The sequence below is a fragment of the Mesorhizobium sp. B1-1-7 genome, from assembly GCF_006442705.1.
Lineage (GTDB): Bacteria > Pseudomonadota > Alphaproteobacteria > Rhizobiales > Rhizobiaceae > Mesorhizobium > Mesorhizobium opportunistum.
The window spans coordinates 105719-124688 of sequence record NZ_VFWQ01000005.1 but is presented as its reverse complement, the minus strand read 5'-3'; the positions used below and the strand labels follow the sequence as shown (position 1 = coordinate 124688).

Annotated in this window: 20 protein-coding genes and 1 pseudogene; 10 read left to right on the top strand and 11 right to left on the bottom strand. The window is 63.5% G+C overall.

The window, feature by feature from the left end; all coding sequences use genetic code 11:
* Nucleotides 1-76: 76 nt before the first annotated feature.
* Nucleotides 77-634 (bottom strand): GNAT family N-acetyltransferase, encoded by a 558-nt coding sequence (locus tag FJ978_RS09880; protein WP_013893636.1) that lies wholly within the window; start codon nt 632-634, stop codon nt 77-79.
* A 34-nt stretch (nt 635-668) separates the two neighbouring features.
* Nucleotides 669-1373 (bottom strand): DNA helicase, encoded by a 705-nt coding sequence (locus FJ978_RS09875; RefSeq protein ID WP_013893635.1) that lies wholly within the window; start codon nt 1371-1373, stop codon nt 669-671.
* 367 nt (nt 1374-1740) lie between these two features.
* Here FJ978_RS09875 and FJ978_RS09870 point away from each other — a divergent pair, with 367 nt between their 5' ends.
* Entirely contained in the window at nt 1741-2733 is a 993-nt protein-coding gene (locus tag FJ978_RS09870; protein ID WP_013893634.1) for a hypothetical protein, read from the top strand.
* Between the two features lie 46 nt (nt 2734-2779).
* Here FJ978_RS09870 and FJ978_RS09865 read toward each other — a convergent pair whose 3' ends face one another.
* Entirely contained in the window at nt 2780-3571 is a 792-nt protein-coding gene (locus FJ978_RS09865; RefSeq protein ID WP_140572034.1) for an alpha/beta fold hydrolase, read from the bottom strand.
* A gap of 100 nt (nt 3572-3671) precedes the next feature.
* Here FJ978_RS09865 and FJ978_RS09860 point away from each other — a divergent pair, with 100 nt between their 5' ends.
* The 6 genes from FJ978_RS09860 (at nt 3672) to FJ978_RS09835 (ending at nt 8038) form a co-directional block, all read left to right on the top strand.
* The gene (locus FJ978_RS09860; protein ID WP_140572033.1) at nt 3672-4646 is read left to right on the top strand and encodes a LysR family transcriptional regulator; all 975 of its coding nucleotides are present in this window, start codon (nt 3672-3674) and stop codon (nt 4644-4646) included.
* 48 nt (nt 4647-4694) lie between these two features.
* Nucleotides 4695-5066: a hypothetical protein gene (locus tag FJ978_RS09855; RefSeq protein WP_140572032.1), complete on the top strand. Its 372-nt coding sequence runs from the start codon at nt 4695-4697 to the stop codon at nt 5064-5066.
* Nucleotides 5067-5264: 198 nt separating this feature from the next.
* Nucleotides 5265-5813: a DUF6496 domain-containing protein gene (locus FJ978_RS09850; RefSeq protein WP_140572031.1), complete on the top strand. Its 549-nt coding sequence runs from the start codon at nt 5265-5267 to the stop codon at nt 5811-5813.
* 244 nt (nt 5814-6057) lie between these two features.
* Complete coding sequence (locus tag FJ978_RS09845) at nt 6058-6414, top strand: SPW repeat protein (protein ID WP_140572030.1); 357 nt, start codon at nt 6058-6060, stop codon at nt 6412-6414.
* 80 nt (nt 6415-6494) lie between these two features.
* On the top strand, nt 6495-7496 hold the full coding sequence (locus FJ978_RS09840; RefSeq protein WP_246678097.1) for an NADP-dependent oxidoreductase: 1002 nt from the start codon (nt 6495-6497) through the stop codon (nt 7494-7496).
* A 101-nt stretch (nt 7497-7597) separates the two neighbouring features.
* On the top strand, nt 7598-8038 hold the full coding sequence (locus FJ978_RS09835; protein ID WP_140572029.1) for a DUF2267 domain-containing protein: 441 nt from the start codon (nt 7598-7600) through the stop codon (nt 8036-8038).
* 62 nt (nt 8039-8100) lie between these two features.
* Here the strand turns inward: FJ978_RS09835 and FJ978_RS09830 are convergent, their stop codons facing one another.
* The 3 genes from FJ978_RS09830 to FJ978_RS09820 all read right to left on the bottom strand — a co-directional run bounded on the left by FJ978_RS09830 (nt 8101) and on the right by FJ978_RS09820 (nt 9305).
* On the bottom strand, nt 8101-8316 hold the full coding sequence (locus FJ978_RS09830) for a hypothetical protein (protein WP_140572028.1): 216 nt from the start codon (nt 8314-8316) through the stop codon (nt 8101-8103).
* 42 nt (nt 8317-8358) lie between these two features.
* The gene (locus FJ978_RS09825) at nt 8359-8598 is read right to left on the bottom strand and encodes a hypothetical protein (protein WP_140572149.1); all 240 of its coding nucleotides are present in this window, start codon (nt 8596-8598) and stop codon (nt 8359-8361) included.
* Between the two features lie 254 nt (nt 8599-8852).
* Nucleotides 8853-9305 carry a GatB/YqeY domain-containing protein gene (locus FJ978_RS09820; RefSeq protein ID WP_013893624.1) on the bottom strand — a complete coding sequence of 151 codons (453 nt, stop codon included), beginning with the start codon at nt 9303-9305 and terminating at the stop codon, nt 8853-8855.
* A gap of 275 nt (nt 9306-9580) precedes the next feature.
* Between FJ978_RS09820 and carA the strand changes: the two genes are divergently transcribed.
* A complete protein-coding gene (carA, locus tag FJ978_RS09815; RefSeq protein ID WP_140572027.1) occupies nt 9581-10810 on the top strand; it encodes a glutamine-hydrolyzing carbamoyl-phosphate synthase small subunit in 1230 nt (409 codons plus the stop codon).
* A 226-nt stretch (nt 10811-11036) separates the two neighbouring features.
* On the opposite strand, the pseudogene FJ978_RS09810 reads toward carA, so the two are convergent.
* The 3 genes and pseudogenes from FJ978_RS09810 to FJ978_RS09800 form a co-directional block, all read right to left on the bottom strand.
* A pseudogene (locus FJ978_RS09810) lies at nt 11037-11955 on the bottom strand (aldo/keto reductase).
* Nucleotides 11952-13217, bottom strand: a complete 1266-nt coding sequence (locus tag FJ978_RS09805) for a TCR/Tet family MFS transporter (protein ID WP_140572026.1) — start codon at nt 13215-13217, stop codon at nt 11952-11954. The pseudogene FJ978_RS09810 and the gene FJ978_RS09805 overlap by 4 nt, the downstream one beginning before the upstream one ends.
* A gap of 156 nt (nt 13218-13373) precedes the next feature.
* On the bottom strand, nt 13374-14297 hold the full coding sequence (locus FJ978_RS09800) for a neutral zinc metallopeptidase (RefSeq protein WP_013893620.1): 924 nt from the start codon (nt 14295-14297) through the stop codon (nt 13374-13376).
* 187 nt (nt 14298-14484) lie between these two features.
* Between FJ978_RS09800 and FJ978_RS09795 the strand changes: the two genes are divergently transcribed.
* Complete coding sequence (locus FJ978_RS09795) at nt 14485-16575, top strand: hypothetical protein (RefSeq protein WP_140572025.1); 2091 nt, start codon at nt 14485-14487, stop codon at nt 16573-16575.
* Between the two features lie 25 nt (nt 16576-16600).
* Here FJ978_RS09795 and FJ978_RS09790 read toward each other — a convergent pair whose 3' ends face one another.
* Together FJ978_RS09790 and mntR are read right to left on the bottom strand one after the other, a co-directional pair.
* Complete coding sequence (locus FJ978_RS09790; RefSeq protein WP_013893618.1) at nt 16601-16789, bottom strand: hypothetical protein; 189 nt, start codon at nt 16787-16789, stop codon at nt 16601-16603.
* A gap of 93 nt (nt 16790-16882) precedes the next feature.
* Nucleotides 16883-17332, bottom strand: coding sequence for a manganese-binding transcriptional regulator MntR (gene mntR, locus FJ978_RS09785; protein ID WP_013893617.1), 450 nt, complete (start codon nt 17330-17332; stop codon nt 16883-16885).
* A 232-nt stretch (nt 17333-17564) separates the two neighbouring features.
* On the opposite strand from mntR, the gene FJ978_RS09780 reads away from it, so the two are divergent.
* Nucleotides 17565-18929, top strand: coding sequence for an Nramp family divalent metal transporter (locus FJ978_RS09780; RefSeq protein WP_140572024.1), 1365 nt, complete (start codon nt 17565-17567; stop codon nt 18927-18929).
* Nucleotides 18930-18970: the final 41 nt, after the last annotated feature.

Below are 18970 nucleotides of genomic sequence, written 5' to 3'. Positions count from 1 at the left end.
CAACCACCCCCACCCCATCCGTGCCCTGTCCGACCACGCGCCGTGTGCTGACGAGCACGGGTGAGGATGGCGCCGGCTACAGCTTGATCCGGAACCGCAAACTCTCCGCCCCGCCATAGGCGGCATCCTCGAAGAAGCGCTCGACCAGCCTGCCGCCATTGGCCAGGATCACCTTGTGCGACGCCGGGTTGCCCGGCTTGGCGGTGATCTCGACGTGAGCCAGGCCAACCGCCCTCGCCTCGTCCAGCATCAGCCGCAGCGCCTCGGTCGCGTAGCCGCGCCGCCGCTTCCACGGCACCACCGCATAGCCGATATGGCCAAGCACATGCGGCGGCAGGTCCGCCGTGCCTTTCTGCCAGCGCAAGCCGATCGAGCCCGAGGCCTCGCCGTCCCAGATCCAGCGGCGGAAACCCGGCAGGCGTGGCACTTTCGTCCCGTCGGGCAAGGTGACCGGGCCACCTTTCGCCTCAGGATCGTCGAGGCTGGCCAGGAACGCCACCGGATCCTCTTCTATCGCCGCAAGTTGCTCGCGCGTCGCCTGCAAGAGCCGCACATTGTCCGGCGACCAGCCGCGCTCGAGCGCCGCCTTGTAGGACGGCAGATGTTCAAGCGCGGGTTTGACGATCTCGACCATGATCCATGCTCTCTAACCGTGGCCGGGAGAACGCTCAAGCCGCCTGGAAGCGGATCTCGCCCTTGTTGAGGAAACACGCCTTGCTGAACAGCGACAGGTCCAGCGGGTTCGGCAACCGGACATCGCCGATATCGGGAAACGGCTTCGCCGATGGATCGTATGAGCGGTCGATCTGCGAGATGAAGACCAGGATCACGCCGCTGTCGCGTGCGAAGGCCTTCAGCATGCGAACCTGGTCCATCAGCTCGGGATTCTCCCGCTTCTGGTCGAGCAGCTGCAGATAGTCAATGACCGCCAGCGTGCCGCGCGGCGCCGATCCCAGCACTTTGACGATATAGCCGGCGCTGATGGCATCGGAATTGTCGAACTCGAATAGTCCGCCGAACTGCTGCGGCTCGATGCCGATGGCGCGAAACCGGTCGAGCACATCGCTTTGTGTATATTCCAGAGTGAAGAACACGCTGCGATGGCCTGACTTCATGGCTTCGGCCGCGAGTTCGAGGCTCATCAGGGTCTTGCCGTGGCCCGGCCGCGCGCCAACCAGGACCAGGTCGCCGGGCGCCAGCCGCGCAAACAGCCTGGCGGCGGGCGAGATTTCGGCCGCTTTTGCCGCGAGCAGGCTCCAGCCGGCAAAACCTTCGCGAGCGGCAATACGGTCAAGTGCCTGGTGGAGCGGGATTTTTGCCTCGCGCGACAACAGCCTGGCTTGACGCTTCAGATGGTAGATGGGCGCGATCATCGCAAAACCTCCTGGTGCGAGCAGTTTTCGCAACCCCTCCTCATGCCTTGTGCTCGAACAGTCGGTTCGGTGATCGGAGTGCCCCGCATGAATGATGCTTTCCCGGCGGAGGGAGGAGGCGCGGGCCGTGCCAGAATCAGATGATAGCGCAATCCCAAGCGATCGAAAATCGCGCACATCCCTGGATCCGCAGTCGAGCGGCGCAAGCCTTGAGCCAGCATCCCGGCCTACGGACGTTTTGCGCGCCGCCTTCGTGCCTATTTGACGGAGCGCTAAACAAGATGTGTTTCGCCGATTGGCGCGAGGCATTTTATGATCGGCTGCTTGCGGCGAGGATTCGCAAGGCTTCGACAGGAGAATTGAACCGGTGCGGTTGAGATCTGTCCCTTTGGGTATCGTCGCCGGCTTGTTGCTTGTCGTCATCGCTTTGACGGCCGTCCGGTCGTTCGCCGCACCATCCGATATTCCGGCCTGGCTGCAGGCTCATGTCGGCGACGGCGATGGCCAGATCTCGCAAGTGGTCCTGGAGCGGGCGCGCGCGCTTTACCGCAAGAAGGTCGCGCAGGGCGCCGTCAGGAACCCCTGCTACTTTGCCATGGACGCCACGCGTCCCGGCGATCTGGGCAACGGCGTGCTGGGGCGCCGGTATTATGTCGTGTGCGAAGCCAGCCAGTCGTTTCACGCCATCTCGTCGGGACATGGTGGCGGCCGCAACCTGAAAGGCACGGTAGATTTTTCAAATGGCAGGCGCTGCGCGAAGAACTTCGGCAATGCCATGGATTCGGAACTGACCGCCGGCGGAGCCTACATGACCCGCGAGGCGAAAACCTCGTTCAAGGGCTACTACCGCACCGGCGCGAAGCAGGACGTGGCCTTCCAGCGCACCTTCATCCAGTTCGATGGCGAAGGCGAAGCCGCCAACGCCAGGCAGCGCGTGATCGGCGGCCATGCCGCGCAAGTGTTGCGCGGCATGTGCATGCGCAAAAGCCCGAACAGCTCCTATGCCGACCACGATGGCCTGGTGCCGTTCGGCAAGCTGGTGGACTATGCCGGCGGCCGCAGCAATGGCTGCACCAGCTGGTCGCCTTCGGATGCGCGGCAGATCATCTCGATGGTCAAGGACAACCCGACGACGCTATACATCTATCCGGAATCGCGCGACATCGCCGCCGTCGCGCAAGCATCGGCCAAAAGCCATTCGCTGTCCGGCACAGATCTCTACTGGAACGCCTCCTGCCTGAAAGAAATCGGCGCGCCGAAATTCTGGCCGCGCAAAACCCTCGAGCCGATCATCGTGCAATACAAGAAAGACCATCCGGCGGCACCGTCGCAACCAGTGCCGATCTGCAAGGAGCCGTGAGGACCACTACGTCGCCAGACAGCAGACCACGGGAGTAGACTCTCGGTCAGCGCAGGAAATCGAGCACGGTTTTTATGAACTCCGCCGGATACTCCACGTTCGACAGGTGAACCGCGGGCAGGACAACCAGCTTCGCGCCGGGCACCGCTGCGGCGATCAGTTCGCCGTGGCTGGCCGCCGTCACTGTGTCGTGCTCGCCGGCGATCACCAGCGTCGGCCGGTTGATCAGCGCCACGCTGCGGCGAAGGTCGGCATCGCGAACGGCGGCGAACAGACCCGCCAGGCCTTGCCGGTCGATCGTCAGCAGCATGGTGCGGAATTCCGCGATGATGGGCTCGTTGGCCGCCACCATCTTGGCGGGGAACCAGTTGTTGAGGAACATTTCGGCGGTTTCCGACATGTCGGGCGCCTGCTGTACCGAGACAATCCGCTCGTCGAAATAGCTTGCCGGCCCGAGATGCGACGAGGTGTTGCTCAGGATCAGCCGGTCGATGCGCTCGGGCGCGTGGACGCCGAGCCATTGCCCGACGAAGCCACCCAGCGACAGGCCGAGGAAATGCACGCGTCCAAGGCCGAGCGCATCGAGCAGCTCGATCACGTCGCGGCCGAGCCGGTCGAGCGAATAGGCCCCGATCGGAACACTCGACCCGCCATGGCCGCGAAAATCGTAACGCAGAACACGGAAATGCCGGGACAGCTCGCCGACCTGCCCGTCCCACATATGCAGCGTCGTGCCGATTGAGTTCGACAGCATCAGCACCGGCTTTCCGGCGTCGCCGTCGAAGCGGTAGGCGATGCGCGTGCCATCGCCGACAGTCACGAACTTCAGCTCACTCATGATGAAATTCCTTCTGGAACGTTGAATGAGGCTAAGCGTAGCTGCGGCCGGCTTTTGGTGATATTACAAAGATAGGACAATCTCTGTAGTCAAAGCTGACATGGCCGAATTCACCTTGCACGACTTGCAATGTTTCGATGCCGTGATCCGCACCGGCGGCTTTCAGCCGGCGGCCGCCCTGCTGCACCGCTCGCATCCGGCGGTGTTCGCCGCCGTCGCCAAGCTCGAACGGCAGCTTGATCTCGTTCTCCTGGACCGCAGCGGCTATCGCGTGCGCCCGACCGAGGCAGGGCTGTCGTTCCACCGCCGCGCGCAAGCGCTGCTGCGCGAACTGGAAGGTCTGCGTGTCCACGCCGCCCAGCTCTCGATGGGCGAGGAAAGCGAGATCCATGTCGTGATCGGCGACCTCTGCCCGCGCCCGCAGGTGCTTGGCATGCTCGGACGGTTCTTCGCCCAGTGCCCCGGCACGCGCCTGCACCTGCACTTCGAAGCCGTCGGCGGTCCGTGGGAGCGGCTTTTCGATGACGAAGCCGATCTGATCCTGCACTGGGTCGATAAGGGCGATGCACGGGTGGAATGGGTCGATTTGTGCAAGGTGCCCTTCATTCCCGTGGTGGCGCCTGGCTTTCTGCCGCAGCGCATCCAGGAGCCGATCACTCCCGATCAGATGCAGGCACTCACCCAATGCGTGATGCGCGACAGCGCCCGCCATTCGCCACAACAAAACTATTCGCTGATCGAAGGCGCGCCGCAATGCCTCGTCGCCGACCAGGGCATGAAGAAAGAGATCATCCTGCAGGGCCTCGGCTGGGGCCACCTGCCCCGCTTCCTGATCGAGGACGAGTTGCATGACGGGCGCCTGCGTTCCATAGCCGGCCGGCATATGCCGGGCCGCACCGATGAGCTGGTGGTGGCGCGCCGCCGCGACCGCCCGCACGGCCCGGTCGCGAACCGCCTGTGGGACCATATCCAGCAGGAAGCGCCGGCACTACGCCGCGCGTTGGAGCCTCGGAGGCCCGCCGGAGAGATGCCGACCAACCAGTCGCGAAAGGTGCAAGTGGAAACCGGTCGTTAATGACGGGCCGTGCAGTATCAAAGCCCAGGCTGAACTGGATTATCGGCCATGATGAAAAATATCATTCTGATGGCATCACTGTTTGCGAATGCCTCAGTACTTTACGTTCTCTTCAATCCCGCGGGCTCTCCAGCTCCCAAGATGACCTGCGATCAATCAAGAAGCGAAACATTGTCCAAAGAGGCCACATCGACCTTCGCCCACGACAATGGTGGAGCGTTCTTCAAAGTGCACGGCTATCTCAAATCAAGCGATTTCGAGCTTCGCAACATCTTGACCGAAGGCAATTCGACCACATTCATTTATACAGCGAGCCTATATCCCAGCACATGTGGATCGCTGTTGTCGGGCGTAGATGGGACCATCGTACGCGTCAAAACCGACCTCGCCAACGAGCCAAATGTCGTGGCGGTATATTGATCGAAGGACCACCGAGTTGGTTCTGCGCGGTGTCGGCGATCGCCTCGCACCGCGCCTGACCGCTCTTCGTTGACTTCGACAACCCAAGGACTATCGGCATAGGCCGCGATTGGGATCATTTGCATCCTCGCCGCGTTGACCACCTGAGACGAGCGCACCATAGCGCGAACGGCAACGCCACAGTTGGGAGAGATGACAATGCCTGACAAGAAAATCATGGAGAAGGCCCGAGAGGACAAGCGCGAGGGCAAGTCGCCGAGCACGCAAGCCGGCGAGTTTGTGCGGGACGAAATCGAAAAGGTCCGCCAGGGGAAGCATGGCGCACGCTCGACGCAGCAGGCTATCGCCATCGGACTTTCCGAGGCGAGACGGGCAGGCGTGGACCTGCCCCCGCCCGAAAAGGGCAAGGTGAAGGAGAGCACGCGCAAGAGCGCCGAATATGCGTATGAGGCTGGCCAGGGCGAACGCAAGCCGAAACGGCGGCCGCGAGTCTCGAAAGCGGTCTCCAAGGTGCTTGAGCGCGAGCCGAAGAACACGGCATCGCACGAGGCGCTGTCGCAGCAGGCCAAGCGCGCGGCCTCGCGCCGGACGGCCGAGGAACGCTCGGCTGCCGCGGAGAAGGCGGCCGAGACGAAAGGTGCATCCGGTCGTTCCGCCGCCGCACGCAAGGCAGTGCGCACCAAGGGCACCCGCGGCAGGAAGCAGGCGGCGCGGAAGTCGGCCAGAACGCGGACACACCACGCGTAGGTCAAGATCGCATTTGTGCCTCGCGGACGGATCCAGCGGGCCGAAACGCGCCTGGCTGCGCTCCAGATTTGTCGAGTGGAACCGACGGACTGCAATCCAGTTAGTAAGCCAGCCCAGTTAGTGAGCCGGCCCAGTTAGTAGGCCGGCAAGTCTGGTTGCAGCCTTGCCCCGATTTGACCGGCGGTCTCAAGGCCGACCAGCTGAGCTTCGGAAGCGTGGAAAGCACGCTTGATGGAGAAAAGTCATGAACCAGTGGTCAAACGCCAAGCTTTGTGACGTTGCAAATCTGATCCTAGGAGCAATTCTGTTCGTGTCTCCCTGGCTATTCGCCTTCGCGTCGGGAACGCAGTCCCAGAATGCCATGGGCAGCGGAATAGTGATCGTCGTACTTTCGATCGCCGCCCTCGCCGCCTTTGCTGTCTGGGAGGAGTGGCTGAACCTCGTTGTGGGCCTTTGGGTACTCGTGTCTCCCTGGGTGCTTGGATTCCAGGCTACCACGGCTATGAGTGTGCATGTTGTAATCGGCGTTCTGGTCGCGGTCCTGGCTGCAATCGAGCTCTGGATGATGCATCAGAATCCTCCGACGCAGTCCGCGGCCTAGCAGGACCGCTCTGCTCATCGCCGATGACGCCTGCTCATCGCCGATAACGTTGGAAACGCCGGCTGGCGGATGATGGGTAAATGAGCGCGGAGCGCCCGCAACCGGCCGCTCCGTCTCTAACGGCAACCCGCAGCCGAGCCATACGTGACAGAGAAGGTGTCGATATGAAAGCAGTTCGTATCCATGCTTTTGGCGGGCCGGAGGTTCTTTCCATCGAACAAGTCCCCTTGCCTCAGCCGCTTGACGACGAGGTTTTGCTCAAGGTCCGCGCAGCGAGCGTCAATCCGGTCGACTACAAGATCCGCGAAGGTTCGAGGAACCAGGCTCTGCCGGTCACGCTCGGGCGCGATGTGTCCGGCGCGGTGGAAATATGCGGCACGCGGGCGCACACGCTGAAGAAGGGCGACGAGCTATTTGCCATGCTTGGTCAGGACCGGGGCGGCAATGCCGAATACGTCGTGGTCAAGGCGACGGAGGCGGCCGCCAAACCGGATCGTCTAAGCCACGTCGAAGCCGCGGCGGTGCCGCTTGCGGGCATCACCGCGTGGCAGGGCCTGTTCGATCATGGAGGCCTCAAATCCGGCCAAAGGGTACTCATCCATGGCGGCGCCGGCGGCGTCGGTCATCTAGCGATCCAATTGGCCAAGGCCGCGGGTGCGTTCGTCGCGACAACCGTTTCGGCCGAGGATCTCGTCTTCGTCCGTGAGCTTGGCGCCGATCAGACGGTCGACTACAGGAACCAGCGTTTCGAAGAGGTCGTCGATGAGGTCGACCTTGTGTTCGACCTCATCGCGGGCGACACGCAGGACCGCTCCTGGGAGGTGCTCAGGCCAGGCGGGACACTCGTTTCCACGCTTTCCCAACCTTCGCAGGAAAAGGCAAACTTGCATCGGGCGCGTGGCGTCTCCTATGTGGCCGAGCCGAATGCGGCGCAGCTCGCGGAGATTGGCCGCCTTATCGACGCTGGCAAGGTCACCCCCTTCGTGCAGGCTGTCTATCCTCTTGGAGAGGTCGCCACGGCCGAGGAACGGCTGGAAAACGAGCATGTCCGCGGCAAGATCGTGCTCGAGGTGTCCGCTTAGCAGCCTGGCCGAGCCGCCGAGACAATTTTATCGACGGACAACGAAACGATTGTCCCCAAGCATCGTTTCGGGACCGGACATGATTTGACGAGGAGGCGACGATGAGCGCTACCGGTTTGGATGTTTTCGACAGGACGCTACAGACAACGAACATCTGGCTCGACGAGATCATGAAAGATCATGGGCCGGATCGGCGGATTGCCTGGCACATATTGGGTGCGGTCTTGCGGACCGTAAGGGACAGGCTGCAGGTCGGACTTGCGGCCAAGCTTGGGGCGGAACTGCCGCTCTTGGTGCGCGGTGCTTATTACGACCACTACCGGCCCGCAGCCGAGCCGGACAAGACGCGCTCCCTGGAAGATTTCTCGCAGCATATCGACGAGGAATTGAAATCGATCCGCCCTGTCGATCCCCAAGATGCCGCGCGCTCGGTGTTCCGGGTTCTTACCCGGCATATCGACCTTGGTCAGTCGGCCAAGGTGCGGGACGCGCTGCCGAAGGAAATCCAGGCGCTCTGGCCGGAGAGCGTCGGCGCCAAGTAGCGGCGTCACCGAATCCGGCGGCTCGCCAACCAGCCGACCCGGGACTGGCGCCCTGCGGGGCGTCAGTCGCGCAAACGGTTTGCGGCATGGTCCTGGCGCTGCTCGGTCGCGACCTGTTTGGAGTCCAGACCGCGTTCCCGGGAATGCTGTGCCTTGTCGCGATTGGAAAGGACCTGGTTTTCTTCCAGCTTGTCCTTTGGCGTTACAGTCATGGCACCTGTGCCAGACGCCTTTCCCTGTGAACCTGCTCCAATGTGCTTCTTGCTACCGCGGGCCATGGGCTGCCTCCAATTCATGCCAAGATGTTGCAGGGTCGGTGCCTAGTTGCGGTTCTTGTGATGGACGCTTTCCTGATTTTTGCCGCGAAGGATGTTGCGATCGTCGGGATCGACGAGATCAGGTGTGTCGGTCCTCATGTCCGATCCCTTGCGCAGCGCTTCACGTTCCGCTGGCGGCCGTTTCAGGTCCGCCTTCGCATCGAAATCCTTGCTGGCGTTCTTGGTATTTTCCCGCTCTTCAATGATGCGCATCTGCTGATCGTGGGTTCTGCGTCCGGTCATCGCTTCCTCCGGCATGTTCGTGTTGGCGTCGCAGGCTGAGGAGATGACGCGGGGTCATCTGAGTGGTCCGTTGCGGCATCCCCAATCCGAGCCTGTCCTCATGGTGATAATGGCAAGGCGACGGGATCGTTCCGAAAGCTGCTCGCCATTTGGTGACTCGGCGGTATCCGAGTTTCAACTCCAAGACATGGGTTCGGAGGCGACCAAGTCGGGTCGGCTGAAATCGCTCCGGAGGTGGATGATGGACAGCGCCCCTACTGCAGCAGCCCCTTGACGATGCCGCTTGCCTTGCCGAAATCCATCTGGCCGGCATATTTCTGCTTCAGCGCGGCGATCACCTTGCCCATGTCCTTCTGGCTGGCGGCACCCGTGGCCGCGATCGCCTCGCGCGCCGCGGCCGCGATCGCCGCATCGTCGAGCTGCGTCGGCAGGAAGCCGCGGATAATCTCCATCTCGCCGCGCTCCTGCGCCGCCAGTTCCGGCCGCTTGCCGTCCTCGAACGCCTTGGCCGATTCCTCGCGCTGCTTCACCATCTTGGCCAGGATCTGCAGGATCTCCTCGTCGCTGGCCGGTTCCTTGCCGGCGCCGCGATTGGCGATGTCGCGATCGTGTATGGCGGCCTGGATCAGCCGCAATGTCGGCAGCCGGTGCTTGTCCTGGGCCTTCATCGCGCTCTTCAGGGATTCGGCGATTTTTCCGCGCATCATGCTTTCTCCTTCGGCCGGCGCGGACAATAGCGCCGGGGACAAGCCAAGGCAAACCCTCATATCACGCGGCAAGCCTCTGATATTGCTTGATGAAATAAATCGCCGCCGCATTTCGCATGATCATTGACCGCCCTGCTCCCTTCCCCTATGTACTCAGCCTTGCATGAACTGAAGCCTGACTGCGTGGGAGCCGCGAATTCGCCGCTTCGCGCCGTTTGCCGCGCGGATGGCCCAACGGGCCGGTTGCAAGCGCGCGGCCTGATAGGAGTGCCGACATGGCCGAGATGACGCCCGCGTTGACCCCCACGTCGACCCCCGCCTGGGCCACCGAAAAGCCGACAGCCCTGCTGGTGCTGGCCGACGGCACCGTCATCGAGGGTCGCGGCCTTGGCGCCACCGGCTCGGCTGTCGCCGAAGTCTGCTTCAACACGGCACTCACCGGCTACCAGGAAATCCTCACCGACCCGTCCTATGCCGGCCAGATCGTCACCTTCACCTTCCCGCATATCGGCAACATCGGCACCAACGGCGAAGACATCGAGGACCTCAACCCGGTCGCACGCGCCGGCGCCGTGGGCGCGGTGTTCAAGGCCGACGTCACCAATCCGTCCAACTACCGCGCCGCCGGTCACCTCGACCAGTGGCTGAAGAAGCGCGGCATCGTCGCGCTTTCGGGCATCGACACCCGCGCGCTGACCGCGCTGATCCGCGAAAAGGGCATGCCCAACGCCGTCATCGCGCACGCGCCTGACGGCTTCTTCGACCTCGAAGACCTGAAGCGTCGCGCCGCCGCCTGGTCGGGTCTGATCGGGCTCGACCTTGCCAAGGAGGTCACTTCGGGCCAGTCCTCGGTCTGGCGCGAGACGCCCTGGGTGTGGAACGAAGGCTTTGGCGAACAGGCCGAGCCCTCCATGCACGTCGTCGCCATCGACTACGGCGTCAAGCGCAACATCCTTCGCCTGCTTTCCGGCCTCGGCGCCAAGGTCACCGTGGTTCCGGCCAGCACCGGCTCGGAAGAGATCCTGGCCATGCAGCCCGACGGCATCTTCCTCTCCAACGGCCCCGGCGATCCGGAAGCCACCGGCGACTATGCCGTGCCGGTCATCCAGGATCTGCTCAAGACCGACATTCCGGTGTTCGGCATCTGCCTCGGCCACCAGATGCTGGCGCTGGCGCTGGGCGGCAGGACCGCCAAGATGCACCAGGGCCACCACGGCGCCAATCATCCGGTCAAGGACCACACCACCGGCAAGGTCGAGATCGTCTCGATGAACCACGGCTTTGCCGTCGACGCCGACTCGCTACCCGCCGGCGTCGAGGAGACCCATGTCTCGCTGTTCGACGGTTCGAACTGCGGCATAGCGCTGACCGGCCGCCCGGTGTTCTCGGTCCAGCATCACCCCGAGGCCTCGCCCGGCCCGCAGGACTCGCACTATCTGTTCCGCCGCTTCGTCAATCTGATCCGCGAAAAGCGCGGCGAGGAATTGCTGGCCGAGCGGGCTTAAGAGGCGCCACGGCGCCCGTCATTGCCCTGCCGGGCATTTCTCCCCGTATAGTGACGGGGAGAAAGACGGCGTCGCCAACATTTCGCCAATTATCGACGTTGCAAAAGAGGGCGGCGAGGTCACGGCGGATCTCCCTTCTCCCCGTCACTATACGGGGAGAAGGTGCCGGCAGGCGGATGAGGGGCAGCGCAAACATCTCGCAGCCTCGCTCCCCAAACACCCGATCCTAAGCCACCGGCCGGCCTTCGCTGGCTTCCAATATGGCGAACCATTGCTGGCGGTCGAGCACGATATCGAGCGCCTTGACCATCGTGGCCAAACGTTCTGGGTTCATCGAACCGAGCACCGGGCACTGGCCGGGCGGGATGGCGCAGCAGCCAGGCGATGGCGACAGCGGCGAGATCGCCGGCGCCGATCTCGGCTGCCACCGCCGCCAGTGCCGCCCGCACCCGCGCCTCGCGCGCTTCCTTGCCGGTGAACAGCGAGCCGCCGCCGAGCGGCGACCAGACCATCGGCGCGTAGCCGAGACGCTGCGCGTGGTCGAGGCTGCCGTCGGTCAGCGCCGACGTCTTCAGCACCGACATCTCGATCTGGTTGGTGGCCAAGGGAAACGGCAGCCGCGATGCCAGCAGGTCGAACTGCGACGGCGTGAAATTGGACACGCCGACCGCCCTCGCCTTGCCTGATTTGGCCAGCGCGGCAAGTGCCGCCGCCGTCTCGTCCGCATCCATCAGCGGATCCGGCCGGTGCAGCAGCAACAGGTCGAGATAGTCGGTGCCGAGATTGGTGAGCGAACGGTCGACCGAGGCTGTGATATGCGCGGCGCTGGTGTCGTAGTGCTTCAACCGGTTTTGCGGCCTGTTGGCGGACGCCAGCATGATGTCGCATTTCGAGATCAACTCGATCCGCTCGCGCTTGCCTTTCCAGCGCGCCAGCCCGGCGCCGAACGCTGCCTCGACCTCGTAGTGCCCATAGATGTCGGCATGGTCGAAACTGGTCAGGCCGAGATCGACGGCGCTGCCGATCAGTCTTGCGACTTGATCGGCATCCGGGCGCACGGCTCCGTTGAGCAGGCGCCAGGCACCGAAGACCAGCCGCGACAGCGACACGTCCTTTGTCAGCGCAATGCGGCTGTCATGGCTCATACCTGTGCCCCGTCTTCGGCGACGCCGGTGGTGACATTTATGCGCGCCGCCGGCCGTGCCACCTTGGTGACAAAGACGATGACCGCCAGCGTCAGGAAGCACGCACCGACCAGATAGGGCGCACCACCGAAAGTCACCGGCGCGCTTGGCCCGGTGAACCAGGAAAAGATCGCCGTATAGAGCAGCGGCGTGATGATCGAGGTGATCGAGAAGATCGAGGTCATCGCGCCCTGCAGTTCGCCCTGTGCCGACGGCGGCACCTTGGCGGCGGCGAGGCTCCGGAGCGGCGGATCAGCCAGCGCTTCCAGGCAGCCGACGACGATCACCGCATAGACCATCCACCCCTGCGAGGCGAAGGCGTAGCCGAAGGCGCTCGCCGCCGTGAATGTCAGCCCGATGACCGCCGTCCTCCACTCGCCGAGCCTGGGGATGACGCGTGGCAGAACCGTGCCCATGATGATCGCGCCGCACAGCCCGAAGGCGCCGAGCGAGAAGCCGATCTGCTGCTCGCTCCAGCCATAGCGGTAATTGGAGACGAACGACCAGACCGCCGGGTACATCATGTGGCCGAGCGTCATCAGGAAGAAGACCAGACCGATCCAGCCGATGCCATGATACTGGCGCATCTGCAGCAGCGTGCCGACCGGGTTGGCGCGTTTCCATTCGAAGCGGCGGCGATGCTTTTCATCCAGCGTTTCCGGCAGGAAGAACATCGCGATCAGGAAGTTCACGAAGGCAAGCCCGGCGGCGAAATAGAACGGCACCCGCGGTCCGAACGTGCCGAGCAATCCGCCCAGCACCGGCCCGATGACGAAACCGACGCCGAAGGCGATGCCCAACAGGCCGAAATTCTTCGCGCGGTTCTCATCGTTCGATATGTCGGCGATGAAAGCCGATGTCGTTGAATAGCTGGCGCCCGAAATGCCGGCCAGCACACGCCCGATGAACAGCATCGGGTAGGACCACGCGACCGCGCAGATCAGGTTGTCGATCGAGAAGGTCAACACCGAGGCGAGCAGGATCGGCCGCCGTCCGAACCGATCGCTCAAGCCACCCATGATCGGCGCGAAGAAGAACTGCATCGCCGCATAGACGAAGAACAGCCAGCCGCCCTCGATCGCCGCGCCGCTGATGCTGACGCCGGTCAATTCCCTGAGATAGGCCGGCAGCACCGGCATGATCATGCCGAAGCCGATGATGTCGAGCAGCAGCGTGGTGAAAACGAGCGCCAGGCCCCGCCTGGCGGTTTTGGGATCGATCATGACGGGTCAAGCTCCTCTGTCCGCCCCGGGGCTTGGGCGGACGCACCTTATAGGCGAGACCGTAAAAAGGAACAATGCGGGAACAGGCAGGAATGTTTGATCCTGACATCCCCTGACGGCGTGTTCGCCGTCAGGCTACCGGCGTGAATCGAGTGCTCAGATTGCACCGCTCATTGTGTTGCAATCCGAAAGCTTGCCGCTCTTGTAGCCGCGCGCCAGCCAAGTCTGCCGCTGCTGCGAGGTGCCGTGGTTGAAGCTTTCCGGCACGACATAGCCTTGCATCTTCTTCTGCAGCGTGTCGTCGCCGATCTGCTTGGCGGCGTTGAGCGCGCTTTCGAAATCGCCCTGCTCCAATATGCCCTTCTGCCCGGTGTAGTGCGCCCAGACACCGGCGAAGCAGTCGGCCTGCAACTCGATGCGCACCGACAGCTGGTTGGAATCGGCTTCGCTCATGCCTTGCCGCATCTGGTTGAACTTGCCCATGATGCCGGTGAGATTCTGCACGTGGTGACCGACCTCATGCGCGATCACATAGGCCCGCGCGAATTCTCCGGAAGCGCCGAATTGCTGGTCGAGCTGCTGGAAGAAGGTCATGTCGAGATAGACCTTGTGGTCTCCAGGACAATAGAACGGTCCGGCAGCCGCCGAGGCAAAGCCGCAGGCCGAACGCACCTGGCCGGAAAACAGCACCAGCTTCGGGTCTTCATAGGTCAACCCTTGCGACTTGAAGATGCCGGTCCAGGTATCCTCGGTCTCGGCGAGCACAGTCGCCACGAACTGCTTCATCTCGTCATTGGCAGGGGCGGTCCCGCTGTCCTGGCCGCCGCTGTTGTCGGTGATCTGGCCACCGCCGCCGGGCAGCAGCCCACCGTCGCCGCCGCCCAGTATCGCTGAAGGATCGAAGCCGAAATACCATCCGGCCAGCACCACCAGGATGACGAGGAAGATGCTGCCGCCGCCGCCGGTACGGCCGCCGATCGGCAGGCGGAACTGGCCGCCACCGCCGCCGAGCCCACCGCCGCCACCCCCGCTGCGGTCGTCCTCGATATTGTCACTCTGACGACGGCCTTTCCAGAGCATGGCAACTCCCCGTGATGTAAACGTCCTCGTTGCTCCGGTGCGGCCGGCTCAACCCACCAGACAAATATCCCAATGGTTGCGCCAAGTCACAGCATTTCTCAGCGGCCGAGGCAGCGCCCGCGTGACGGCTTCAGTGCACTGGCCGGGACCGGCGAAGGCCTGTAGCATCGCCGCAACGGAGGGGTGCGTGAGAGTGAAGACGATCGGTCGATTCCTGTCGCTGCTCGCGACCCTGCTCTGTCTTGGCGTTATGGATGCCGGCGCGGTGACGCTCGATTCCAGTGTTGCCGTCACCGATCCCGCCACCTTGCAGGCGCTGGAGCGCGACGGTCTTTCGATCAGCCGCCTGCTCGGACCGGCACTCGGCCTCACCCGCGAGGTCGACAATCGCGGCCTGTTTTCGGTGCCGGCGCTGGCCACGGTGCGCGACACGGTCAAGCTTGAGATCGCCGAGGAGCCGAAGACCAGCCCCGACCCCTATGTCGCCGCCATGGCGAAATCGAAGGACACCAGCCAGAAATTCAATCCGAAATACATCGACGACGACGGCTCTACGCTCGAACTGACCGGCATCGTCAACCGCATGGACCGCGGCTATCTCGGCCACACCGAATGCGGCGAGATCAGGCTGATCTACCGCTTCCACTATTCGGTTGCGGAAAAGCCGGGCAAGGGCAAGCCAATCGGGGGGAAGACTGCGCAGCGCATTTCCTCGCGCCTGCCGTTGACCATGAGCCTGGTTTTCAACGCCAAGCCGAAGCAGGCGCAGGCCCGCGCCTCGAAGGATCTGCCTGATACCACCGATGTTTCCTGCGCCGACGTCGCCCGGCGCTGGCTGGCCGCCGGGCAAAAGGACCTGCCGCCCGAACAGCTTGCCGCCTGGCTGCGCTCCGGCGAAGGCCCGCTGTCGGGCGCCATGCTCAATTCCTCGCAGATCATGCGGCTCGAACTCAACATGCAGGTGCTCAGGCTGTCGGCCTCGACGCGGCGCGATTTCGGCGGCCACGCCGAGTATCTCCTGAAGATCTTCAAATGGAATCCGACGACCTCGAGCTTCTACGAATCGAGGATGGAGAACCAGATCGACCGGACGACGGTGCTGGCCGACAAGCCGGCCTTCGCCAAATGGCTGCTCACCGATCGCAACATCTACGACCTCGACCATGGCCGGCTGGTCATCGACGAAAAATTCCTGGCCAAAAGCGCCGTTTCGGTCGCGCCTGGAGGCCTCAGCCGCTCGCAGAACAACATCGCCTATGGGCTGGTCGACGATGCCGATATCGACCAGGCACTGAAGGACTATGTCGCTCGGGGCAACACGCTCGCCACCATCAAGTCCGTGGCCGGCTTCGACTTGCGGCTGAACGAGATGAGCTGCACCGGCTGTCACCAGACGCACGGTATAGCCGGCTTCCACTACACCGGCGCCGACCCGGCCAGCGAGCCGCGCCGCAACGCCGTCTTCGTGCCTGGCTCGGCCGTCTTCTTCGCCGACCTGCCGCGCCGCTGCGCCATTGTCGAGCAGTTCGCCGCCGGCGGTCATCCGGATTTCACCAGGGGTTTCGCCGCCCGTCCCGACCAGAAATATGCCGAGGCGCTGAAAGGCACCGACCTCTACAATGGCTGGGGCTCGATCTGCTATAGCGGTAAGGACGCAAGCTTCGAGGACTGGACCTGCGGCGCCGGCCTGCGCTGCGCCGGCGTCCACGAAAGCGCCATCCACCCGGGTTTCGGCACCTGTGTCAGCGAGAAGGGCACCGCGGTCGGCGACCCAGTCGAGTTCGGCGAGATCAGGATGTCAACATGGGGCAGCGACCAGTATTGCCGTCTCTCGCCGGCCACCGCCAAGGCTTGCGCCATCGACCCAGCACGCGACAAGAAGCCGGTGGTGAAGCTCGCCGGTTATGGCGCGGCGCGTCAACGCTACGACAATCCCGACCAGAAAACCGGCGGCTTTCCCGGCGGCATGCTGCGCAAGGCGACCTGCGACAAGCTTCCCGACGAGGCCACCTGCGGCCGGCTGGCCAAAACCGGCTTCAACGACTGCATCGCCTCGGGCAAGGACCACAAATTCTGCACCAGGGAATTCACCAAGACCGCCGGCCTGCGCGCCTGCGACAAGGCGCATCCCTGCCGCGAGGACTATATCTGCACCGCCGGCTATGACGATCTGGCCGAAGCCAAGCCTGGCGAAGGCACCTGCATTCCGCCCTATTTCATCTTCCAGTTCCGCGTCGACGGCCATCCCAGAAGCTGGGTGCAGGATGTTCGCGAGTGAACCAACCCTGCATCGCGCAACGGACTTACCCCTTCTGCTTGGCGCCGGCGCTCTTGCCGTCCGAGCTTTTCGAACGCTCTTCGAAACGCGCCGCTCCCTTCTTCAGGGGGTGACCGATCTCGGCCTCGGTCTTGCGCTCGTCCTTCGCAGCCGCCTGCTTCAATCCGCTGGCCGCCTGCTTGCCCTTCGCCGTCGGTGCCTGTTCAATGCCCATCGCTTCCTCCCTTGGCGCGCGACATCGCGCGCTCCCAGGAGCAACGTGCATGACATCGGACGGTTCCGGCGGCTCGGGCGTAGCTGGCGCGGCTCAGCGCGCCGTCATCGCCTTGCGGAACGCTTCCAGCGTCTCGGCGCTGACATGGTGCTCGATGCCTTCGGCATCGATGCGCGCCGTCTCCGCGCTGACGCCGAGCGAGCGCAGGAAAGCTTCCACTGTCTGGTGGCGGATGCGGCTTTCCTCGGCGACCTTGCGGCCGGCCTCTGTCAGGAACACGCCGCGATAGGGTTTTCTCGACACCAGCCCGTCGGCGCACAGCCGCGTCAGCATCTTGGCCACCGTCGGCTGGGCGACGCCGAGTCGTGCGGCGATATCGACCTGGCGCGCCTCGTTGCCGTCCTCGATCAGATCGGCGATCAGCTCGACATAATCCTCGACCAGCGCGCTGCGGCGCGCTTGGCGCTGCTGCCGGAATCCTTCCGAATGGACGTCGGCGTCAGGCAGTGGCTCGCGCGGGACCGGTCTGTTCTTCAGCGCCAATGCGCGCTCCTCCTCGGGAGTTTAGCCGTTGCTGCTTTATAGCACGGGCTCTGATTCTTCAGGCCGTTTATTTGCATTCCCCCACAGGCGCAACCGGCGTTCCCAATTGCGTCTGTCACCAGCGCTTCGGGGCATCGGATAAAAAGCACATACAATGAAATATAGCCTATTGCATAATGTTGAGCCATGGCATAGGTTATGGATATTCCCGGACGTGTCGGAAAGCCTTTCCATGTCAGAAGCAGAAGCCACAGCCTCCCGTTCCGCATGGCGGTTCGCCAGGCGCGACGAGGACGACCAGCCCAGCCTGCGCGAGGTCAATTCCTCGATCGCTGTGCCGAGTTCGGGCGTCTGGTTCCGCCGCCTGTTCGCCTTCATGGGCCCCGGCTACATGGTTTCGGTCGGCTATATGGACCCCGGCAACTGGGCCACCGACCTCGCCGGCGGCGCGCAGTTCGGCTACACGCTTCTGTTCATCATCATGCTGTCCAACCTGATGGCGATCCTGCTTCAGGCGCTGGCCGCTAGGCTCGGCATCGCCACCGGCCGCGACCTCGCCCAAGCCTGCCGCGCCTACTACCCGCGCCCGGTCAATTTCGTGCTGTGGATCGCCTGCGAGCTCGCCATTATCGCCTGCGACCTCGCCGAAGTCATCGGCACCGCGATCGCGCTGCAGCTACTGTTTGGCATTCCGCTGATCGGCGGCGCTATGCTGACGGCGCTCGACGCTTTCCTGGTGCTGCTCTTGATGAACAAGGGCTTCCGCTATCTCGAAGCCTTCGTCATTGCACTGCTGATCATCATCTTCAGCTGCTTCGCCATCCAGATCTTCGTCGCCGCGCCGCCGGCCGGCACGATCCTGCATGCGATGTTCGTGCCGTCCTCCGAAATTGTCACCAATCCTGCGATGCTCTACATCGCCATCGGCATCATCGGCGCCACGGTGATGCCGCACAACCTCTATCTGCACTCCTCGATCGTGCAGACGCGTGCCTATGAGCGCACCGAAAACGGCAAGCGCGACGCCATCAAATGGGCGACGACGGATTCCACCATCGCCCTGATGCTGGCGCTGTTCGTCAATGCCGCGATCCTGATCGTCTCGGCGGTCGCCTTTCACGACACCGGCCACCACGACGTCGCCGAGATCGGCCAGGCCTTCGAGTTGCTGTCGCCGCTGCTCGGGCTCGGCATCGCCTCCATCCTGTTTGCCGTGGCGCTGCTGGCGTCGGGCCTGAACTCGACGGTGACGGCGACGCTCGCCGGCCAGATCGTCATGGAAGGGTTCCTGCGCCTGCGCATCCCCAACTGGGCGCGCCGGCTTTTGACCCGCGGCCTCGCCATCATCCCGGTGGTGGTCGTCACCGCGCTCTACGGCGAAAAGGGCACCGGCCAGCTGCTGGTGTTCAGCCAGGTGATCCTGTCCATGCAGCTGCCCTTCGCGGTGGTGCCGCTGGTGCAGTTCGTTTCCGACAAGAAGAAGATGGGCAACCTTGCCATTCCGCGCGCTGTCGCGGCCCTTGCCTGGGTGGTCGCGGCGATCATCCTGGTGCTGAACTTCAAGCTGCTCTACGATACGATGTTCGGGGTCGGCTGAGGTCTCACCGACAGTTCGCACGTTCCTGAGCATGTAATCCG